Raw genomic sequence first — 18825 nt, 5'->3', positions numbered from 1 at the left:
CCGCCAGTGTGATTAATGATGGTTGTGCGGCCGGTGCCGCCAGTAGCTGACCGTGACCTCGCCCCAATACCCGCCATAGGTATCGCGCCTGCTGTCGCGGCCGTAGAGGTGGTGCAGGATCGAGCCAGGCGCCGGGTAATGACCGGGCTCGCTCTTGAGCTTGCCGTCCGCCAGGTAGATCGCCGCATGGTTAGGCACTGGTGAGCGAATCTGCATCAGCACAATATCGCCTTGCTGCAAGTCGCTGACCTGTTCAAAACCAGCGGTCGGCAGGTTGTCCAGATAGAGGTTGCCGCCCTTGTCCCACCAGCCGTCTTCGCGCGAGTAGTCGCCCAGCTCGATCCCCAATTCCCGTCGGTAGTAGTCAAGGATGATGCTGAGGCAGTCATGCACACCGTGGGCAAAGGCGCGGCCGATCAAGGGCGCCTGATAACCGTTAGGTGTGAGGCTGGCCCACTCGCCGGTGCGCACCACCTGATCATCGTCGCGGTGCACCTGGACAATGTGCCAGGGCAAACCGGAGGCTTCGCATGCCACGCGATCGGCTTCACTGGGCGTCGCCGGGTAGTCCGGATGACTGTGGATCACCGCGAGCACTTCACCACGCTCTTCGGCCGCCGCATAATCCTCGGGCGCCAGACGAAAGTGTTCACTCGGCGTGGTCGCCGTATTGCGGCACGGCACGTAAATGCGTTTACCGCCTTCGCGAATCAGCAGGCCGCAGCACTCGTGCGGGTATTGGGCCACGGCATGTCGAGCAATGGCCGCCAGGTTGCGCTTGTTCATACTCAGCTCCGCAGCAGGCCTGCCGCCGGAAATGAACCGTAAGGCAGCGGGTTGTTCTCACCAAAACGCAGCTTGCAGCTGGTCAGGCGTCCGCCGCATTTATCCTTGGCGGCATCCGTGACGATCACGTCATTGGCATCTGCCACGGGGCCGCCGTTGTAGCCACAATACGGGCCGCGGTAACCCCCGCAACTCAGCCACCAGCAGACATTCGCAACGATTTGCCGACGCGGCAATTGCACGCCGTTGAAGTCCAACGCACTGGCCAGCTCGAACTTCACGGCTTCGCTGCTTTCCGCGACTTTGCGCTCGACGTACCAGATGTCCGGCGGCAATTCCTCTTCCGGGTCCGCCTCGGGCTGGCCATCAAGGTACTTGCCGAGGGTGCGATGACGGACCAGACGCGCACCCACCAGGTCATCGAAATACAACACCAGGGCAGTAATGAAACCACCGACATTGCCGACTGATAGCGTCGGCGTTGGTTGCATGCCCTGCCCCGACATTTCGAAGCCTTCAGCCTGGATTGGCCATGGGGAATATTCCTGGCCTTGCCAGAAGATCGAAGCCTGCTGGGGGTAACCGTGAAAGCGGTATAGCTCGGCACCCAGCGAGGTGGCGTCGAGCTCGAAAAGCTCCACCCAGGCCCCGGGCTCCAGGGTCTGGATATCTGCAGTAATGGACATAAATTCTCCGGGCAAAGAAAACCCCGCCGTGGCGGGGCAAGTGGGTCACACGCCACCCACTAAGGGTGAAAGGCCTGCTCGAACGTCGCCGTCAAGCTGTAGATCCCGGCGCCCCTGGGCGTCGGTTGATAACCCTTGCAGCGGTACAGAGCAGGTGCCGCCAGGGGCGCCGTCCAGAAGAACGGCGAGGCGCCGGCGTGACGGTCGAGGAACGCGATGATGGGTTTGATCTGCGCTTCATCGCCGACAAACGTCAGTGGCCAGGACTGGCTCTTATTGTTGATCCCGTCCTGGGCCGATTGTTGATAACCGTCGCCGAACCTGGCCGTTTTCAGGCGGTATTCGACGCTGCCGACGGGTTCCACTTTGGGCTCCCAAGTGAAGGTTTCTATCGTCATGTTTTCTCCGAGCATAAGCCGTTGCAGCCGCTGGTCATCAGCGGCCGTTGATGGCGGACCAGATCTGCCCACCCGGTTTCAAATCGCGGGCAATTTGCTCGGCTGCGCCTTGACGAGCAGAGCCGGCATAGGCCTTGGCGACGTCCTGGGAACTGGCGCCATTGCTCGCGCCCTGACCGTCACCAACATTAATGGTCTGCTGAATTACCACTTGGTTGCTGCTGGTACCGCCCGATTGGCCGCCACCCAATGCGCGTACGCCGAGGGCACCATCGGCACCGCGACTCAGCGGCATGATGGCTTCAGGTCCTGCCTCACCGAACAGGGCCATCGGCGCCAGGGTCGGCCCCGTGGTAACAGAATTGGTGAACGCACCGCCGCTGGCAAACCTGAAAGTGCTTGGCGGTGAGTAAGTCATGTCCGCAGGCGGTTTGAGTGCGTTGGTATAACCACCAGGGTTTCCCGTTGCACCCGCTGCCGGACTCGACCCGGGCCACAGGCTCGAAAGTGCCGTGCCCGCCAAGCTGAACAATGAACTCAAGGCTTTGGAGGCCGCCGTCTTGGCGGCCATCGTGGCCATGTCTTTGAGCACTGAAGTGGCAAACGCCGAAAAGTTGAATTTACCGGTGGTGGTAAACGTTTGGAGCGCTTCGCCCATTTTGTCGAAAGCTGTGGTAAACATGGCCTTCGATTGTTCGGCCACCGAACCCGCCTTACCCACGTAATCATCAAAAGCCTGTTGGGCGCCCTTGCCCCATTCATCGAGCAGATCGGTCATTACCGCAAAATTGCTCTGCACCTGGCGGGTTTTGTCATCGTTCAGGAACGCAAAGCTTGCTGCGTCATCACCTGCGCCCGGAGCCGGCAGGTCGCCATGTGGCCCGCCCGTTGGAAACTTCAAACCTGAACGGTCGGTGTAATTCGACTGGCCATCCAGCGCGCCGACAAAGTCGCTTTGCGCACCCTGACTTTGCTTGAGTGCTTGCACCAGTTGCGCATTCTTCTGGATAAATTTTTCCGCCGCATCCGTGGCCGGGTCATAGGACTTTTGGAAGTCCTTGAACTGGCCGGACGTGACCTGTAGCGCCGCCGCAGCAGACGCGCTGACCTTTTTACCGGCGTCCTCGATCTTCTGCTGCATCTCGCGCATGCTTTGTTCGGTAATCCGTGACGCCTTCGCCAGGGCCTGCTCCAGGCTGCCGAGGTTGAGCGTCAGATTACCCTGGGAAGCAGTTGCCATAGGTTTCTCCGGGTCATGGATAAAACCCGCTGGGCGCGGGTTTCAAGGAAAGTGGCGTCGTCCCTAACGCCACTCGTTCATCGCACGTTCGAGTGATACGCCCCGGCGCAGCTCATGGGGCATAAAGTCAATCAACTCGGCCGTGCCGCCGCCCAGCCGGTGGGTCTGCAGCGCCACCAACGCGCTGCCCGCCTCCAGCCGCCTACCGGCATGCAGGGAGCCATATCGGTCGATATAGCGGCCCCACGCCAGGGCTTCGTGGTAGGTCATGCGTTCCTTGGCTTGCGCAATCGTGCGGCCGCCCACTCCGTTCAGCACCAGTTCGTGCCAGAACTCATCGGCGACCGTCAGCTCTTTACGCCGCCACCGCTGGTGCCATTTACCTCATTGACTGCATTGAGGATCACAAACCCCAATGAAGGCTCAAGGCCGAAGGCATCGTCGTAACTCAGGGCTTCAGTGCCGTCGTTACCCAACGACACCGAAGCGGCAAGGTAACTGGCGTTGCGGCTCTGGGCAGATTCACCTTGGGTAAAGAGGCGCTCGATCACACCGAACGACTGGCGGCGGATGTGCAGCGTGAAGGTGTCGGTCACTTCCTTGCCGGTTTTGCTGTCCAGGTGCGTCCAGCTGATTTCTTTCTTTACCGGCTGGCCATCAACGATGCCGCCCTTGGCTTTCAGTTGTTTGAGGTTCATGGCTTCTCTCAGGCTTTCTTGATCCAGGCGCTGCCGCCGGTACGTTGGATGGTGACGGTGGTGGTCACGACCGCGTTCAGTGCGAAGTTGAACGGGAAGTCCGAGACGTAGCCGTCGAAGGTGAACCAGGTACGGGTTGCCGGCAGTTCAAAGCCATCACCCTTGCTGTTGACGGCAGGCAGGACGTCTTTGCCGTCGGACCAGCCCACGGCCCACTTCACGCCGGTGTCACCCTTGGCCTCAGACAATTGGTGCAGGCGGATATGGCTGGCATTGGTCGGGTCGGCGTTCAGGCCCAGACTGGCAGTGCCGGGGGTGCGCAAACCCTTTTTATAGCTGCGTTCTTCGGCATTGAGGCCAGTGTCTTCGATCTGTTCGGCCGGCGCACCGCCCGGTTCGAACGAGGTGGCGTGCTCGACTTCCAGCACGGTGTAAGGCCCAGTGCCGGAGACCGGCGGGACGAGGGCAAAAATCTGGGTACCTTGGGTAAGAATCGACATCGAGTGTTCTCCATGAACATTAAAAAACCCGCGAATGCGGGCTGTGGGGGTGCAACAGCTATATGGCTGTGGATGAGGTGAATCAGGGCGCCGGTGTGCCATCCAGATAAGGCGGAGCATTCGGGTCCGGTTCACGGCTCTTGATCAGGTCGACCAATGCCTGGTTGCTCTGGGCCAACAACCGAATGGCAGCGTTAAGCGCCACCTGGCCGTCAGTTTGGGTTTGCAGGGCGGCGATCAAACGGTTGATGGCGGCCAATTCTTCGTCGTTCATAGGCATCTTGGTTCCTGTCGTGCTTCAGGTAGGCAGTGCAATGAGGGGTTTTCAAACATCAGTAACGCGCGGCGGCGGCGATCAAGACGACAACCCACCGGCCGTGATCGAACTGCGATAGCCCGTCGCCGGGTCGCCGACATGGGTCACGCTGGTAATCGACCAGCGCCCCTGCATGTACACAGGCCAGGTCTCATCCAGCACCAGCAAGCCCTCGGCCGCCAACAGTGGATTGCCGGGGCAATCGATCAGCAATTTCAAATTTTCACGCCCCACACGACGCAGTTCGCCTGCGGCAACGGCGCGGGCTTCCGCTTCGTTCTGGTGGCGTTGGCGCAAGGTTTTGAAAGGAGCATTCCCGACCTGCACCACACGCTGCTTGCCACCGGCGGCATCCCACCAGGTGACGCGGCAGCCCTCGTATTTTGCGCGGGATTTTTCGTCGAGCTTGGCGGTGATAAAAGCCTGCTCACCGGGGCGGTTGTCTTCGGTTACGGTCAACTTCACTTGCGGCAGCATCTGGCCGGAGAGCGACGTGACCTGCCCGGCCTCGGCCAGCACATACAGTTCGTTGAACGGTTTGGTGACCGCGCAATAGCGTTTGGCAAGGCGCGTAATGAACGCCATGTCACTTTCGTTGGACTGGTCGATGTGCGCGATTGCGATACCGTCCAGCGCCGGCGCCACGCGCGGTGAATAGCCATGACGGCTGACCAACTGGCGAAACAGCGCGCCGAGGGTGGTCGGCCCGTAACTGGCGGATCGGCGCTGGCGATAGCCGCTGGCGTCCGCCACACTGAACGGCGCTGCGGTGGCCACGATCATCAAGCGCATGGGAAACAGCACCGGAGTGCGCTGAGTAATCACAAACTCGCCCTTCTCCACCAACCCCGATTCCTGATAACCGACGCGCAAGCCGATCTTGCCATTCAAACTGGGCAGGCCTTCCAACCCTTCAATATTGAGGGTCAGTTCCAGCCGGTCACTCTCGATGCCCGCAGTGTCGGTGTGGCTCCAGTGCATCAGGCGTTGATTGAGCAGCGCCGCGTTGGCGCCATAAAACTCCACGATCGGGGTAAATCCCTGTGCCATGCAGCCTCCTTAATCCCAGGCCAGAACAGGTCGCACGGCAGCGGGCCGCGCTTGCATTTCAGGCACAATCACCCACACGCCGGCTGGCAGTACCGGGCCGTATTCGGCCAGTAACGGGTTGTGGCGCCAGAGGGTTTCTTCCGCCGCGTCATCGCAACGCCCCAGCTCGCGGTAGAGCAGCAGGTTGACCGAATCACCGGCAATACTTCGTACTCTACGCATTGACGAATTCCTCTAATTCCATGGTCCAGGTCATGAGCATGGCGGTGCCGTCGTCGATCACATTGCTCTGGGTTTCCACCACCGAATTGATCCGCCAAAGGCCCCAGTTACGGCCAATGCCATCGACCAGGGGCAATGGCGCCCGCGCATTTTGCAGCGCACGCAATTCGTCCAGCCGCTGCATACCGATGGCGTACATCGCTGTACCGCTGAACGTGAGCTTTTCCAGCTTCTGGCCGCTTTGCCGCGACTGGGACTTGCTGGCAATAATCGCCAGGTCACTCCAGCCGCCGTCGCTGGTACGTATCAACGACGAATAGGCAAAGCCTCGGGACAAGCCAAAGATAAAGTCGCCGAGGACCATTTGTTGTCGCATCAATCACCTCCTGAAGGATCGGCCAGTGCCGCGTTGCGCCGGACCCCCAGGCTGTCGGTGAGCATCGGCATGCATTGGAATTGCAGGGCCTGGATCACTTGGTTGACGACTTGCTGGGCATCGGCGGGGTTGACGCCCGTAATCTGGATGCTCGGGGCGAGGGTGACTTGCACGTTGTCTGTGCGCGCACTGTTGAGCTCTTTGCTCACTGCTGCGGGTGCAGGCAAGCGATCGCTTGAGCTGAACAATTTGTCACCGAGCCAGGCGCCCGCTTCACTGCCGAGCAAGCCGCCAATGGCGCCACCGACCGCAGTGCCGACGCCGGGGAAAACCAGCGTGCCGATAGCCGCGCCTGCGGAGGCCCCGGCCCAGGCGCCACCGGCTGTGCTCAGGCCGCTACCAACGGCTTTGGCGTCGCCGTTGCGCACACCCTGGATCACATTGATGGCGGTGTCGGCATACCTCAACGGGCCCAGGCGGCGGGCGCCAGCCGACTCCAGCCGGGTCATCGCGTTCGCCAGCCGGGAAGTGGCCGGCGCCGGCACGCTGGGAACTGCACCCGTGGCACGGTTCAACGGCGCAGGTGACAGGGGCTGGGGCGGGCTCGCGTTCACTTGGGCGGGCGTCGGGACCAAGCCTCGGTCCAACGCCTGAATCAAACCGACGCCCTTGCCTGGTGCCAGATTGCGCGCGGCATTGGCTCCCAGCTGATTGCCCGGCTGACTCAGGCGCGGGGGTGCCCCTTGACTCGATGCACCGCCATGAAAGCCCATTCGCGGGCCTTCGAATGCCTTGCCCACCTTCTCGAACAAGCTGCGCACCGTCGCGGTGAACCCGCTGGTGGCTTTGCTGGAGGTCTGCCTCCACCCCGCTAACCTGGATTTGCCCGCCCCTTTGCGCCCCGGCGTGTTTTGCGGCCCAAAACGCTCGCGCCCACGCAGCGCCTCGCTGACGCCTGGGCAGCAGCCATCATTGCCCTTGCCGGCGCCCTTGAACAACGCGCCGATGCCGGGAACTCTGCCAAGCGTGCCTTCAATGGCCTTGTCTGAAAGCTTGGTTCTGAACGAGTCCGTCAGACCTTCTCCCGACCACTTGAGAAACTTGACGAGTGAGGAATCGTCGGCAGGCGCTTTTTCTTTCGACGTGTTTTTCGCTTCACTGGCAACGGTGCCGCCCACCGGGCCCGCCAGCGTAGCGCCCGTAATGAATAACGTACTGTTGAGCGTTTCCAGCGTCTCGCGCAGCCGCACTTGCTCCAGGGTCAAGGCGTTGATCTCCACACTGACGGTGACCAGTGCCGAGCTGAGTTGCGGCTGCGGCTGCGGCTGCGGCTGCGGCGCAGCATTCAGACTGACCGGCGCGGCAAGGCTTGCGGAAAACGGTGCAAGCACATTGCCCAGGTCCGCATCGCCGATCATCCAGCGCTTGTCTTCCTGAGCAAGCCTGGTCTGAAATTGAGTCTCTTGCATCCCGCTTACTCCTGTTTAACGCCAAGGCGAGTGATCGCAATGTCGTAGCGGCGCAATGCTTTACCGGCGTCCCAGTCGAGGATTTGTGCCTCATTGACCGAGTAAATCAGCGGCACCACATCGAGGATTACTTCGATGTCGCGCTGCGAAAGAAGGCCGCCGGTTGATTTAAAAAATCGTCGATGCGCTCCTGCAGTTGCGTCCAGTCGGGCACGGTCAGGCCGGCCAGGTCAGGGATCATCAGGCCGGTGCAGTGCGCGGTGATGAACTCGGCGCGCTCTTTGTTGGTGGCGAGTTTTTTCATCACCTTGGTGGCGCGCAGGGCGGGCATTTCCAAAGACAGTTCGGTCAGCGAGCGGCCGGCAGCGTCCAGCGGTAGCAGCAGTTGGACGGGCTGGTCGTGGGTCGCTTCTTCACGCGCATCCAGAAAGAACGACGCAGGGCGCGTCGACATTTCATGCACGTACTGGGAAATGCTCACGTAGTCCGGCCGCTTGAGCTGGTCGAGCTCTTTTTCCGACAGGCCGGTGGCGAGTTTCGCCAGTTCAAAAAACTGATCGTCCTCGTCATCACCGGCCCGGGCCAACGCGGCTTTTTGCGCGGCGTAGAACAGCGGTTTGAGTTGAATCTGCTGGATCGTCGCGCCGGTGTCGGCGGTGATCGGAGACAGCAGAATGTGCAGCGGTGGCATCCAGGCCATGGGGCAATTCCTTGGTCAAGCGTTGTTGAAACACTGCAGACCTAAAGCTGAGCACGGTCAATGTGGGCGCTGGCTTGCCTGCGATGGCATCACCTCGGTTCACCCGGCACACCGAGCCGCCTGCATCGCGGGCAAGCCCGGCTCCCACATTGACTGTGCCCACTTCAGATCAGCGTCGTCCTTAAGGCATCAATACGGCGCGGCGCGCATCGCCGAGAATGTCGACACCGTTGAGCACGAACTTCTGAGTGCGCACGTCGATGTCGATCACCGGAATGCCGTTTTCCAGACGGTTGTAGGTGCGGCAGGACAGTTCCAGCGTGGTGGTGGCCTTGTCACCCATCTTCAACTTCGCCTCGGCCAGGGATTTCAACTTGCCGCCGACGGTGTGATAGGTGAAATAGGTCTTGCCGTCCTGGTCCTGGCCGGCTTCACGCACGTTCAGCAGGATGTCGTCACCCAGGCGCACGCCGAGGGCCAGCATGATTTCCGGGCCGGCGCCTTGCAGCACCAGCGTGGCGTTGAGCACCTTGCCGCTCTTGGCCATTTCTTCGGCAATAAAGCGTCCGCCGGACATGGCTTCCATGTCGAACTCGATCTTCGGCGGGGTGAACTCTTCCACCGTCGCGGACAACGGCAGGCCTTGAAGGGTGGCCGCAATGGCCTGTCTTACACGGTTGGTAAACATTAGAGAACGTCCTCCAGGAACTGCTCGATGATTTCATCGCGGGCATTGAGTTGATAAATCATGTGTTCGTTCGGCGCGTAGCGGCCGTAGTCGATGACGATGAACCAGGTGCCGTTCTTGTACTTCTCGACACTGTTGAGCTCCGGGTGCAGGTACACGCTGCCGCCAGGAATGGTTTCGTCGGCGACCAGGGTTTGCAGCCAATCGTTGATGCGCTTGACCTCCTGGTCCATGAACGACTTGGTGAGGTTCTTGGCCATGGCTTTCTGGCCAGCCTTGACCAGCTTGCGGCTGATCGCATCTTCCAGGCCCACGTAGCTGATGAATTTACCGGTGATGGAGCGGTTACCCAGCAGCGAAAAACCGCCAAGGATGGTGCGCGCGTAGTAGCTCACGCCATAACGGTTGAGCAGGTCACCTTCGGTGGACGTGTCGAGGATGTTGTACTCGACCACGCGGGAAACGTCCTCGGCGAACGTCACCTGGTTGCCTGGGCTTTCCCACTGTTTGACCTTGGCCAGTGCCGCAATGGCCAGCGAGGATGGCGACAGGAAGACGTTTTTCTTCGCTGCCTTGGAGTACACCGACGGCAGGTTGTGCACCAACAGGCAACGGTCGAAACCGAGGTCGGCACCGCCCAGCTCACCGCTGTAGGTCACTTGGTCGGCGACAGACACGTCCTTGCCATCCAGCACCACACGCGCCTTGATGCGTTTGCCGAAAGAGGCGAACTCACCGGCCACAGCCTTGGTGCCGGTGAAGCCTGGGGCGCCAATGATGGTCAGGTCTTCGGGGACGCTGGCCAGCGCCGCCAGGCCCAGTTTGCGGCCGGTGGCCGGCTCATTGCCGCCGATTACATTGTTGATCGTGTCGGCCGGGGTTGCGCCCTCCTCCACGATCACCACGTAGACCGGCACCTTCACCACTTTGAGGATCTGGTACACCGCCTGGAACAGCGTGCCCGACTCAGCGCCGGTCGGGTCCAGCAGCGCCTGGGTGGTGAAGCTGTTGATACGGAACGGCGCGTTTTTAGGGATCGACGCGTGGGCATTCGGCGCGGTGCCGACCAGGCCGATGACGTTATCGCCAAGGCCACCCATGGCCTCGGGGGATTCGCTGGCATTCACGGTGATGCCGTTGTGCTCGAAGTTAAGAACCTCAGCCATGGTTAGTCAGCCTTCTTGGTGGGGGCCTTTTCGGCCGGGGTGGTGGTGTTAAGGACGCTGGTCAGTTCCAATCGGCCCGCATTGCGTAGAGCCGACGCTTCGACGTCCAGCAGGTCAAGTTCCTGACCGGCGGTGGACCAGTGGCCGGCACCGGTGGGATAGGGAATCAGTACGGTGTAGTTTTGACGGATAGCCATGAGTGAATCTCCGGGCATAAAAAAAGCCGCAGGCGGCTTTGGTGGATTAAGAGGAGTAATAGACAGAAGAGAAAACGCCCCTGGCGTGAGGGGCGTTATCGAAGTTTTCCAGGCAGCCAGGCAGGCTGTTGAGGCCTGTATTCAATGGCCGGGAAATGCTCCGACTCAGGCCAGTCGCGAAGAGCCTGCCGGTAGCCCTGCAATTGCTTGTATTGCTCGGCGGTGAGGGTTGTAGGGCGCTCGGCTTCCAGCTCGTCACGATGCCGGGCAATGATCGGGTCAGTAAGCAGCAAAGACCTGTCACGGACAACGCGCTCGCGGTTTTCCAATTCTTCAACCGCAGGCCCAGGCGCCGGAGCAATGCTTGGGCGGCCTTTTTTGTCTGGCGTAAGGATCGAACCACCCGATGCAAGCAGGCGAAATATCTCGTCGTGCTCATCCTGGGTCATTTCTACAAGCTCCCTCTCGGGAGGAAGCAAGCACGCCGGGTTTGGAACAGCAATCAAGGGAGGAGAGGCGCTGCTATCCAGCACATCAATTATCGGTGCCACAGCATCGGCGTCCAATACCGAGTTAGTTTCAGGTACCGATTCGTCACCCTCACTCCATGCTGGGTTAGGAACTTCGATAGTTGGGCGAACCCAGTCAGGATCAGGGACCTTGACGGTTGGCCGGCGCCAGTCAGGGTCGGGCACTTCAATCGTGCGGGTCCCATGGAAAACCTCATTGAAAAATGTATTTTCTTTTGAACTATAAAATATTTTCATGTTTTAGAACCCTCTGGCCTCAACAACGATCACCATCCCCGTTTGAATGGCGCCGCCCCATTCCTCCAAACGCAATGTGCAGCCTGTCACCGTGGCACCAGAATATGAAACCTGCGTGGCACATTGAGTCTGGCCATTTGGCATTTTCAAACTAAATTTAGCGTTCAAAAATTGATTAGGGAATTGGAAAGGCCATGCAATATTAATGACCAATGCAGCGGGATAATCTCCTTGAGCGTATTCAAACCACTGGATTACTTCGCCAGTATCCGCGTCTTTGCTCCAACCATTGGGCGCAAGCAAGGCCGTATTTTTCGGCTTTAATGGTTGGAGCATGACGAGTTCGCCCGTAGACTCCAAACGCATATATGGCTGATTTTTATCACCGCTCGCCACCCCGACTGTCGTGATCCAGTCACGGGCCGCGTACTGCACAGTCCACGATTTTACAAACTCTGTATTCGCTATCTGCTTGCTTTTATCTAGATAATGCTGAGTGGGTACTTCCGTATTTCCTAAAACCTTGAGAGACGGCACAGCCAGCCAACCGTCGTAGGCGTAGGACATCACAGGGCCGGTTTGACTATTGTCCGAATTAACGGATCGCCACATAAATCCGCCGGTCCCCGTCCCCCTATTGCAAACAAACTGCATGGCTCCCCACATATTGGCTTCAGCATTGCCCCAGCCAATATAACCACCCTGCAAATTGTAACCGGCAACGTCTTGCCCTACACCTGCACTTGCAAATCTCGGACGATGCCCCTGGCCATCGCTTGCCATTTTACTTGTTGGATCAAAGTTTCCTGAGTGCCATAGGCTGCGATACGCTGACGGCCCGCCCGCACCTGTATATCTAACTCTAAAATCCTCGCTCGTAACGCTCGATATAATATCAAGAGCGTACTTCCCCACCGCTCCGGGGTATTTGATATGCAGCCCTACCGCGTAAGTCATTCCCGCCGGAAGATCGGAAACGTTGCCTTCCCCCGCTTGAAAAAATTGAGTCGTGGGCAGATCTGAAATAGCACCAGAAACCCCAGGCGCACTGGTCATAAGCCCACCCGCTCCAATCGGCATCGCATCAGTGATACCGAAGCCAGCCAGCGTAGTTGGATTCGATCCCGTGACTACTCGCCCGTACTTATCGACAGTAAACATCCTGTAACTACCGGGAACAATCCCTGTTCTACCGGCAAGTATTTCAAAAACCAGCTCGGTAGTGCCCAGCTCAATAGGTGCCTTAGTGACCAGCTGCCACAGTGAGCCACTATTGACGGGGCCCTCCTCGACCGTAAAAAAAAGCCCCGTCGTAACCTTGTCGCTTGAATTTGCATCGGGTGAACGTACCCAAGGGCCATTGGCCACAATCCAGATACCGTTATCCCTGCCAGCCGTTTGGCCCACTACCCCGACCCTGTCGCCAGCAACAACTGCTACTGTGCCAACTTGCTGAGCACCACTTAGTTTAATGTTCTGAGTTGCGACCACACGAACCGACTGTTTGTAATCGCGCCTGGCCAACTCATCAGCCACATAGCCAACCACCCAAGCCCGCGTCGCCTTGACGACCGTGTCATCGATCAGCAACGTGACTGCCGAGGCGTTGCTCGTTTCGAAAATCGAACGGATGTAGAACTCTTTTCCAGAGCCCGACGTCGCCAGCACGGGTTTGAACGACTCAGGGTATTTGACGATGGCATACAGGATGCCCGTGTCAGTCCAAATACCTGCCTCACGCACATACCACCCGCCCACCTCAGGCGGGATCGTGACCTCGGCCAGCAACCAGCTAGGGTTTTTTTCATCTTGGAACAACGCATTCAACGGCCCGCGCCACACTTCACGCTTGAGCGCAGTCGCCGTTGCGGCAGGGTTGTAAGCGGCGCCATTGCCGTCACCGACCGAGAGGTGCGACAGCTTGATTGGCAGACCTGCGGCCTTACAGGCAGTTTCGTAAGCGATCCCCGCATTGGTGAGCAGGGTGTAATAGTCAGCCATTTAGTGCTCCTGTGGATAAAGGGTAGTGGTTTCGACGGTATAGAGACCGGCCGCCGTAAAGGCTTCGCCTGAGGCCTCAACCCCTTTCAGCACACTGGGATAAACCGTCGTCAGCTCGCCGCATAGCGTCGTCGCGCCGATGCAGTGCAGGCCAGCCGCGCTCAAACCCACCGAGATCGACAGGCTGTCGCGCTCGCTTTTAGCGTCAGCCAGGCGGCGGTCGAGACGAGAATCGATGGTTTCGCTGTAGGGTAATTCGGTGTACGCACGTACAGAGAAGCTGTAGGGCACACCCGGTGGATTTTGCTCGTACCAGGCGCGCACTTCGGGCGTGAGCTGAAGCCCCCTGGCAGCGTTTTCCAATGCTTGGCGAGTGCCCGCCTGGCGTGCAGTGGGCCAGGCCAGTTTGACGGTCAGGCGCTTCTCGGCTTCCGATGCCGTAGCGCTCCATTCCTTGACTGCACGATCGGCCGCCAGGTAGGGCAAGAACAACGCCGGAGTGAGAGCGGGATCCATCAATTCGGGAAACGGCGGCGCCACCCTTTCCAGCAAAGTGCCAAACCCCAGGTCCAACGCCTTTTCCAGCGGTGAGCTGTTGGCCGGTAACAGGCTCGGTTTGCGCTCACTCATAGCGTACGCACCTCCACTTCAACCCCGGTGCAGTAAGGCGCCTGGGAGGCTGTCGCAACAATCGGCGCCATGGGTTCAAGGATTTGCAATTGCGCAGCGCCTGCACTGTGAATCGCATAGTCAATCCAACTCGGATCAACCCGCCCTTCCAGCCGGTGACAAGACTCTGCATAGTCTTGCAGCAGTTTCTGCGCAGCGACTTGTGTGAGCCCGGAATCCGGGCCGGCGTTGATCTTGGCGACCACGCGGATTTTGTAAGGCAAAATTTGCGCGCCTTGCACGCTAACCAGGTCAGTTTCCGGTCGCACATCCGGCCGTGCGAAATGGCGACGCACACCGTCAAGCAAATCGGCAGACGGCGTGCCATCGGCCTCCCTTGAAAGCACAGTGACCATCACTTCGCCGGGCGCTGTTCGGCGCCCGTTACCGTCCTTGACCTGCGCCGCATAACCATCCGGGTCAAAGGTGTAGCTGACGGTCACCACACCCGGCGTTGCGCTCTGCACTTTCACCGACGGCCGCTCGCCGAGGGTAAAAACCTCGCGGCGATACTGCATCCGCGAACCCGCTGCCGGTGCGTGCGGCGCCAGGTAATAACGCAGGCGAGCATCGTCATCGCTTTCCAGCGTCGGCGGCACCGGCGGGAAAGCCGCCGGGTCGCCGGGGTCGAGTACTTGGCGCTCCAGGCCCATGTCGGCCAGGCGTGCATCCAGGTTGCTGCCGGTGGCCCACCACGCCAGCATCTGCTTGATGCGGGCGTTGTATTTGCGTTCGTGGGTTTGCAGCCGCACGCAAAAGGCTTCCAGGGCCAGGGTCAGCAATTCGCTTTCGTTGTCGAGGCTGACCTTGAGTTTGGCCGCGCTTTGCGGCGCGCGGGTGGCGACGTAATCGACCACGAACGCCTTGAATTCGGCCAGCAACGGCTCGAACTCATCCACCGCGATGATGGCCGGTTCCGCCAGTTGGTTCTGGCCGGGGATCAGCATGCTCATGTCACGACCTCGAAGGTTTGTTGGCGGTTTTTCCAGGTGCCGGCAAAGCGCAGCAACAGGCCGGCGCCTTGGCGGGTGGCGACGATGACCTGGGGTTGAAAGTCGCTGATGCCGTTCTGGGTGTTGTAGAACGCCTGGGCGGCGTGGCTTTGGGAGAGGATCAGCAGGTCATCGCCGAGGTTCTGGCCGAGCAGTTGCGGGATCATCGAGCCGTACAGCGGGCGCTTCTGCCGAGTGCCTACGGGGGTGGTCAGCGCTCGGGTGGCGCGCTGCACAAATTGCAGCCAGTCATCGACGGCTGCCCCGGTGTTTCGATCGATGCCGATCATGGGATGTCCTTATCGGGGGCTGATGACGCGTCCTTGGTGGTCCACCACCGGGCCGCTGAAATGCGCGCCGCCGGCATCCAGCAACAGGCTGGTGCCGCCGATTTGCAGGGTGATGCCCTGGGCGCTCAGCGTCAGGCTGGCGGCGCCGACCTTGATGTCGACCTGTTCGCGGGAACCGCTGAAGGTGGTTGGGCCGTTGACCCAGTTGAACGTGTGGCTGGCGTCGTCGTAGTCGCTTTGGGTGCCGTCCTGATGGCGGCGTCGGGTCAGCGTTGCAACGCTGGAAACCGGTGGGAAGCGATCACTGTTCAGGCCGAACAACGCCACTGATTGCGCGCCGCCCTCGCCGCCGCCGTAGTTGAGCAACAAGCATTGCTCACCCACAGTTGGGATGCGGGTTTCGGTCTGCGCACCGGCGCTGGGGTTGAAGAAGCGGATGGCCGGCGTCAGCAAGTCGCCATGGCTGACCTTGCAGGTATTGCTGGCGGCATCGACTTCCTGGCAGATGCCGATCCGACAGAAACTGTCGGCGCGTCGATACAAGTCTTCGAGTTGGGTTTCCATCTCCGCCAAGCGTTCGATGATCGGCCCCAGTTGCATGCGTAACAGCGCGTCGAACATGGGCTACTCCGCCAGTGGTGTGTATTGCTCGGGGTCGTCGATATTCGACACCTCCCAAGTGCGGGCAAACAACGGTTGGCCTGTGGGATCGTTGAGCAGTACCGGCCCCAGATAGAGGGTTTGGGTGAAGGAAACGGTCCAGGTGTCGTAGTCCGTTTCCGCAGTTGCCTGCACAGCAGGCGCGGCGACAATATTCGTCGGCAAATCGCACTGGGCCTGCGGCAAGTTCCAGCGGTTATCCAGCACCAAGTCCATGAGTTGGCTGGCCAGGTCGCAGGCATCAAACGGCAATGCCTGCGGCGCAACCATAGCTTTGAGCGAAATCGCCAAGGCATGCGCCTTGCGACCTTCACGGGAGCGAATGCCGGGGCCGTTGCCCTCGACCGTGATCAACACGCCGGTCGTATCCCCGGCGCCCTGAAAATCTTGGTGATTGCCGACCTTCAAGTCCGGGAAGGCTACGCGCAGGGCCTCGCCAATGGCCTGAGGGAGTTGGGAGGGTCTTTCGATAAGCGTCATTTTGGGTAGCGTCCTTGCAACGGTTACTGCGGGTCCTGGCGGGAGCCTTCGTTAACGCCGATGCGCTTGGCTGCCCACCGCTCATAAAGGCCGATGGCTACATCCGCACCGGCCATGGCGGTCAGGCAACCAATGGCGCCGGCGGTCCAGAGCGACATACCAGCGGCGTAGCACAGCATCAGGGCTGACACCCCACACACCATGCACGCTCCGGACCGCAGGGCCAGGCGCCGAATCAGCGACCAACCCCGCGCGCCCTCCTTGTCGGCGCGCCACATTTCGCCGGATACACCGCCGATCAGGGCCAGTACGATCACCAGCCAGATAGGCATTTCCGCTAACGCTTGCTGCTCGTTTGTCATGTCACGCCTCCTGGCTGAGCATTACCGGCGCGGTGCCGGCTTTGTTGGGGTAAATCCATTTATCGGTAGGCATTCCAAAAAGCCCGGTTGCCCGGGCTTTTCAGTAATGATGTCCTCGAACTTTCGGCACTACTGGCGCGGTACGGTTCTTTCCTCAATGTTTTTCCGACCACGATCCCTGTCTGCCGGATAACTGCTTCTGGTGCTTTACGCTGCACACCCGGGTCAGTTGCCAACCCTCTGAACCGTTATTAGGCCGGTTCATCGCTGCCTGTTTTTGCGAAGCGGTACTACTAAAGAGCGTCGGCATCCTTGCCGGTGTTGCCTGGCATCCCTGCCATCGCTTCGATGGCGTCCTTGCCGATGTTGCGTGCCGTCCTTGTCTTCCTTGGCAGCATCCTTGCTGCCTCCACCAGGCCTTGTTGGCTGGCTTGAGATGGAGAATATGCATGTATGCATATACAGTCAATGCACAAATGCATTTATTTTTCCTGATCGCATGCATCAGTGCATTTGCAGCCTTATGGGGTCAGGGTTTGACGGTTTTCTACAGGCGAAAAAAAGCCCGCGCATTGGCGGGCTTTGTCTTACGTAAGGAGGTTAACGGGCGTACATGCCCCACCAGAACACATGGCCGAGGATGCTGATTTGCTCATCCTGGATATCCTGGAAGCTGTAGTCCTCGTCCGGGTGCTCATCGCGATTGAAACTGCGCAGGCGAATCCCGGAAGGCAGGCGGTAGAGCTGTTTCACCCGCAGCTGGCCATTGTGGTTGATGGCATACAAGTCGCCATCAACGATATCGCCAATGCCGCTTTTGCCGGCATTCACGCCCACCGTCGCGCCGTCGCGCAGTACCGGCAACATACTGTTGCCGCGCACCGTCACACACTTGGCCTGGTCGAACTGCACACCGTTATGCCGCAGGCTACGCTTGCCGAACCGAAGGCTGGCCTTCTCGCTTTCCTCGATGACGAATCTTCCTGATCCAGCAGCCAATTCAACCTCGCGCAGAAAGGGGATCGACACCTCGTCATCATTAACGGGCGTGTCGTCGTCCCACAGGCTTATGTCCTTGAGTTCCGAATGCATCGGGTCGCGCCCGTCATCCCGCAAAGCCCCCACCGCCGCGCGCCCGCGCAAGTGGTCGGTGCTGACGCGGAAGTACTCGGCGATGCGTGAGATGTGCTTGTCCGACGGGTCAACGATCTTGCCGCTGAGGATCCGCGAGAGCGTGGATTGAGGCACGCCGGTGCGCCGGTGAAGCTCCGTGGGGGAGATCCGGTCGCGGTCCAGCAGTTCTCTTAAGACGGTTGAAACGTTGCGTTTTTGCATAACGGGGATAGTGCCGGGTGTTTGGGGGGTTGGCAAATGCTAATTTGCATAAATCATGCATTATCTGTGGACTTCAGTGGGGTCTGCGTAACCACACCTTATCTAACAGCGGAACTTCCGCTCAGGACAATGTCAATTTGATATCTCAGCAAAATGCTCGTTGAGAGGGGTTCAAACAGTGCCAGGCTGTTTCCTGGCAAGCCAAGGAAGAAAGTAATGAGAGTCGTACTAGCGGTGTTGTTGATGTTCAGTGGTTACACCTTTGCTGCCAGTTGCACCACCATTAGCGACTCAGACCAACGCGCCTTCTGCAATGCCAGACAAAGCGGCTCCAACTGCGCCAACATCAGCAACAGTGACTTACGCGCGCAGTGCAACGCGGAAATGAGCGGCAGTTCGTGCACCAACATCAGTAATTCTGACCAGCGAGCCTACTGCAACGCCAAACAGAGCGGCTCCAGCTGCACCAACATCAGCAACAGCGACTTACGCGCGCAGTGCAATGCAGAAATGAGTGGTAGCTCGTGCACCAATATCAGTGACTCTGACCAGCGGGCCTTCTGCAATGCGAAACAAAGCGGCTCCAGTTGTACCAACATCAGCAATAGCGATTTACGTGCACAGTGCAATGCCATGAAGCCTTGACCAGACATAAAAAGCAGATGAGAGGGACGGTGTACTTTCCGACCAGATAATGGCGCCCCCCTTCAATACTTGTGCTTTTCGACAGCCGAACAAGCGCCCCCCATTTCCCAGGTTGCACCCACCCCACCATCA

The 18825-nt window shown here is 59.5% G+C and carries 26 protein-coding genes; 1 reads left to right on the top strand and 25 read right to left on the bottom strand.

Annotated features, from left to right (window positions below):
• Nucleotides 1–12: 12 nt before the first annotated feature.
• The 25 genes from ACA065_RS06530 to ACA065_RS06410 all read right to left on the bottom strand — a co-directional run bounded on the left by ACA065_RS06530 (nt 13) and on the right by ACA065_RS06410 (nt 18048).
• On the bottom strand, nt 13–786 hold the full coding sequence (locus ACA065_RS06530) for a C40 family peptidase (RefSeq protein WP_236447357.1): 774 nt from the start codon (nt 784–786) through the stop codon (nt 13–15).
• A gap of 2 nt (nt 787–788) precedes the next feature.
• Nucleotides 789–1472, bottom strand: a complete 684-nt coding sequence (locus tag ACA065_RS06525; RefSeq protein WP_236447358.1) for a phage minor tail protein L — start codon at nt 1470–1472, stop codon at nt 789–791.
• Nucleotides 1473–1531: 59 nt separating this feature from the next.
• Entirely contained in the window at nt 1532–1870 is a 339-nt protein-coding gene (locus ACA065_RS06520; RefSeq protein ID WP_236465104.1) for a phage tail protein, read from the bottom strand.
• A gap of 37 nt (nt 1871–1907) precedes the next feature.
• Nucleotides 1908–3110 carry a phage tail tape measure protein gene (locus ACA065_RS06515; RefSeq protein ID WP_497693804.1) on the bottom strand — a complete coding sequence of 401 codons (1203 nt, stop codon included), beginning with the start codon at nt 3108–3110 and terminating at the stop codon, nt 1908–1910.
• A 63-nt stretch (nt 3111–3173) separates the two neighbouring features.
• Nucleotides 3174–3428 (bottom strand): hypothetical protein, encoded by a 255-nt coding sequence (locus ACA065_RS06510; RefSeq protein ID WP_094949899.1) that lies wholly within the window; start codon nt 3426–3428, stop codon nt 3174–3176.
• 29 nt (nt 3429–3457) lie between these two features.
• Entirely contained in the window at nt 3458–3808 is a 351-nt protein-coding gene (locus ACA065_RS06505; protein ID WP_236448237.1) for a phage tail assembly chaperone family protein, TAC, read from the bottom strand.
• Nucleotides 3809–3816: 8 nt separating this feature from the next.
• Nucleotides 3817–4308 carry a phage tail tube protein gene (locus ACA065_RS06500; protein ID WP_497693803.1) on the bottom strand — a complete coding sequence of 164 codons (492 nt, stop codon included), beginning with the start codon at nt 4306–4308 and terminating at the stop codon, nt 3817–3819.
• Between the two features lie 82 nt (nt 4309–4390).
• The gene (locus tag ACA065_RS06495) at nt 4391–4588 is read right to left on the bottom strand and encodes a hypothetical protein (RefSeq protein ID WP_497693802.1); all 198 of its coding nucleotides are present in this window, start codon (nt 4586–4588) and stop codon (nt 4391–4393) included.
• A 75-nt stretch (nt 4589–4663) separates the two neighbouring features.
• Nucleotides 4664–5674 carry a phage late control D family protein gene (locus tag ACA065_RS06490; RefSeq protein ID WP_497693801.1) on the bottom strand — a complete coding sequence of 337 codons (1011 nt, stop codon included), beginning with the start codon at nt 5672–5674 and terminating at the stop codon, nt 4664–4666.
• A gap of 9 nt (nt 5675–5683) precedes the next feature.
• Nucleotides 5684–5896 (bottom strand): tail protein X, encoded by a 213-nt coding sequence (locus ACA065_RS06485; protein ID WP_083359878.1) that lies wholly within the window; start codon nt 5894–5896, stop codon nt 5684–5686.
• Nucleotides 5889–6272, bottom strand: coding sequence for a phage tail protein (locus ACA065_RS06480; RefSeq protein WP_497693800.1), 384 nt, complete (start codon nt 6270–6272; stop codon nt 5889–5891). The genes ACA065_RS06485 and ACA065_RS06480 overlap by 8 nt, the downstream gene beginning before the upstream one ends.
• Nucleotides 6272–7741: a glycine zipper domain-containing protein gene (locus tag ACA065_RS06475; RefSeq protein ID WP_497693799.1), complete on the bottom strand. Its 1470-nt coding sequence runs from the start codon at nt 7739–7741 to the stop codon at nt 6272–6274. Before ACA065_RS06475 ends, ACA065_RS06480 begins: the two co-directional genes overlap by 1 nt.
• Before the next feature lie 127 nt (nt 7742–7868).
• On the bottom strand, nt 7869–8441 hold the full coding sequence (locus tag ACA065_RS06470) for a phage tail assembly protein (protein ID WP_497693798.1): 573 nt from the start codon (nt 8439–8441) through the stop codon (nt 7869–7871).
• Nucleotides 8442–8622: 181 nt separating this feature from the next.
• Nucleotides 8623–9129 carry a phage major tail tube protein gene (locus tag ACA065_RS06465; protein WP_497693797.1) on the bottom strand — a complete coding sequence of 169 codons (507 nt, stop codon included), beginning with the start codon at nt 9127–9129 and terminating at the stop codon, nt 8623–8625.
• On the bottom strand, nt 9129–10295 hold the full coding sequence (locus ACA065_RS06460; protein ID WP_497693796.1) for a phage tail sheath protein: 1167 nt from the start codon (nt 10293–10295) through the stop codon (nt 9129–9131). The genes ACA065_RS06465 and ACA065_RS06460 overlap by 1 nt, the downstream gene beginning before the upstream one ends.
• Nucleotides 10296–10297: 2 nt before the next feature.
• Entirely contained in the window at nt 10298–10492 is a 195-nt protein-coding gene (locus tag ACA065_RS06455) for a hypothetical protein (RefSeq protein ID WP_497693795.1), read from the bottom strand.
• 95 nt (nt 10493–10587) lie between these two features.
• On the bottom strand, nt 10588–11259 hold the full coding sequence (locus ACA065_RS06450) for a tail fiber assembly protein (RefSeq protein ID WP_497693794.1): 672 nt from the start codon (nt 11257–11259) through the stop codon (nt 10588–10590).
• A 3-nt stretch (nt 11260–11262) separates the two neighbouring features.
• Nucleotides 11263–13260 (bottom strand): phage tail protein, encoded by a 1998-nt coding sequence (locus ACA065_RS06445; RefSeq protein WP_497693793.1) that lies wholly within the window; start codon nt 13258–13260, stop codon nt 11263–11265.
• The gene (locus ACA065_RS06440) at nt 13261–13890 is read right to left on the bottom strand and encodes a phage tail protein I (protein ID WP_497693792.1); all 630 of its coding nucleotides are present in this window, start codon (nt 13888–13890) and stop codon (nt 13261–13263) included.
• The gene (locus ACA065_RS06435) at nt 13887–14882 is read right to left on the bottom strand and encodes a baseplate J/gp47 family protein (RefSeq protein ID WP_497693791.1); all 996 of its coding nucleotides are present in this window, start codon (nt 14880–14882) and stop codon (nt 13887–13889) included. Before ACA065_RS06435 ends, ACA065_RS06440 begins: the two co-directional genes overlap by 4 nt.
• Nucleotides 14879–15211: a phage baseplate protein gene (locus tag ACA065_RS06430; protein ID WP_497693790.1), complete on the bottom strand. Its 333-nt coding sequence runs from the start codon at nt 15209–15211 to the stop codon at nt 14879–14881. Before ACA065_RS06430 ends, ACA065_RS06435 begins: the two co-directional genes overlap by 4 nt.
• Before the next feature lie 9 nt (nt 15212–15220).
• On the bottom strand, nt 15221–15832 hold the full coding sequence (locus ACA065_RS06425) for a phage baseplate assembly protein V (protein ID WP_497693789.1): 612 nt from the start codon (nt 15830–15832) through the stop codon (nt 15221–15223).
• Nucleotides 15833–15835: 3 nt separating this feature from the next.
• Entirely contained in the window at nt 15836–16351 is a 516-nt protein-coding gene (locus ACA065_RS06420) for a hypothetical protein (protein ID WP_497693788.1), read from the bottom strand.
• A 23-nt stretch (nt 16352–16374) separates the two neighbouring features.
• A complete protein-coding gene (locus tag ACA065_RS06415; RefSeq protein WP_497693787.1) occupies nt 16375–16713 on the bottom strand; it encodes a phage holin family protein in 339 nt (112 codons plus the stop codon).
• A 600-nt stretch (nt 16714–17313) separates the two neighbouring features.
• Nucleotides 17314–18048, bottom strand: a complete 735-nt coding sequence (locus tag ACA065_RS06410) for a LexA family transcriptional regulator (RefSeq protein ID WP_094949894.1) — start codon at nt 18046–18048, stop codon at nt 17314–17316.
• 216 nt (nt 18049–18264) lie between these two features.
• Here ACA065_RS06410 and ACA065_RS06405 point away from each other — a divergent pair, with 216 nt between their 5' ends.
• On the top strand, nt 18265–18693 hold the full coding sequence (locus ACA065_RS06405) for a hypothetical protein (RefSeq protein WP_497693786.1): 429 nt from the start codon (nt 18265–18267) through the stop codon (nt 18691–18693).
• Nucleotides 18694–18825: the final 132 nt, after the last annotated feature.

This window comes from Pseudomonas sp. LBUM1640 (assembly GCF_059716225.1).
Note: the sequence above shows the minus strand (reverse complement) of the source record. Positions and strands in the feature narration are given on the sequence as shown.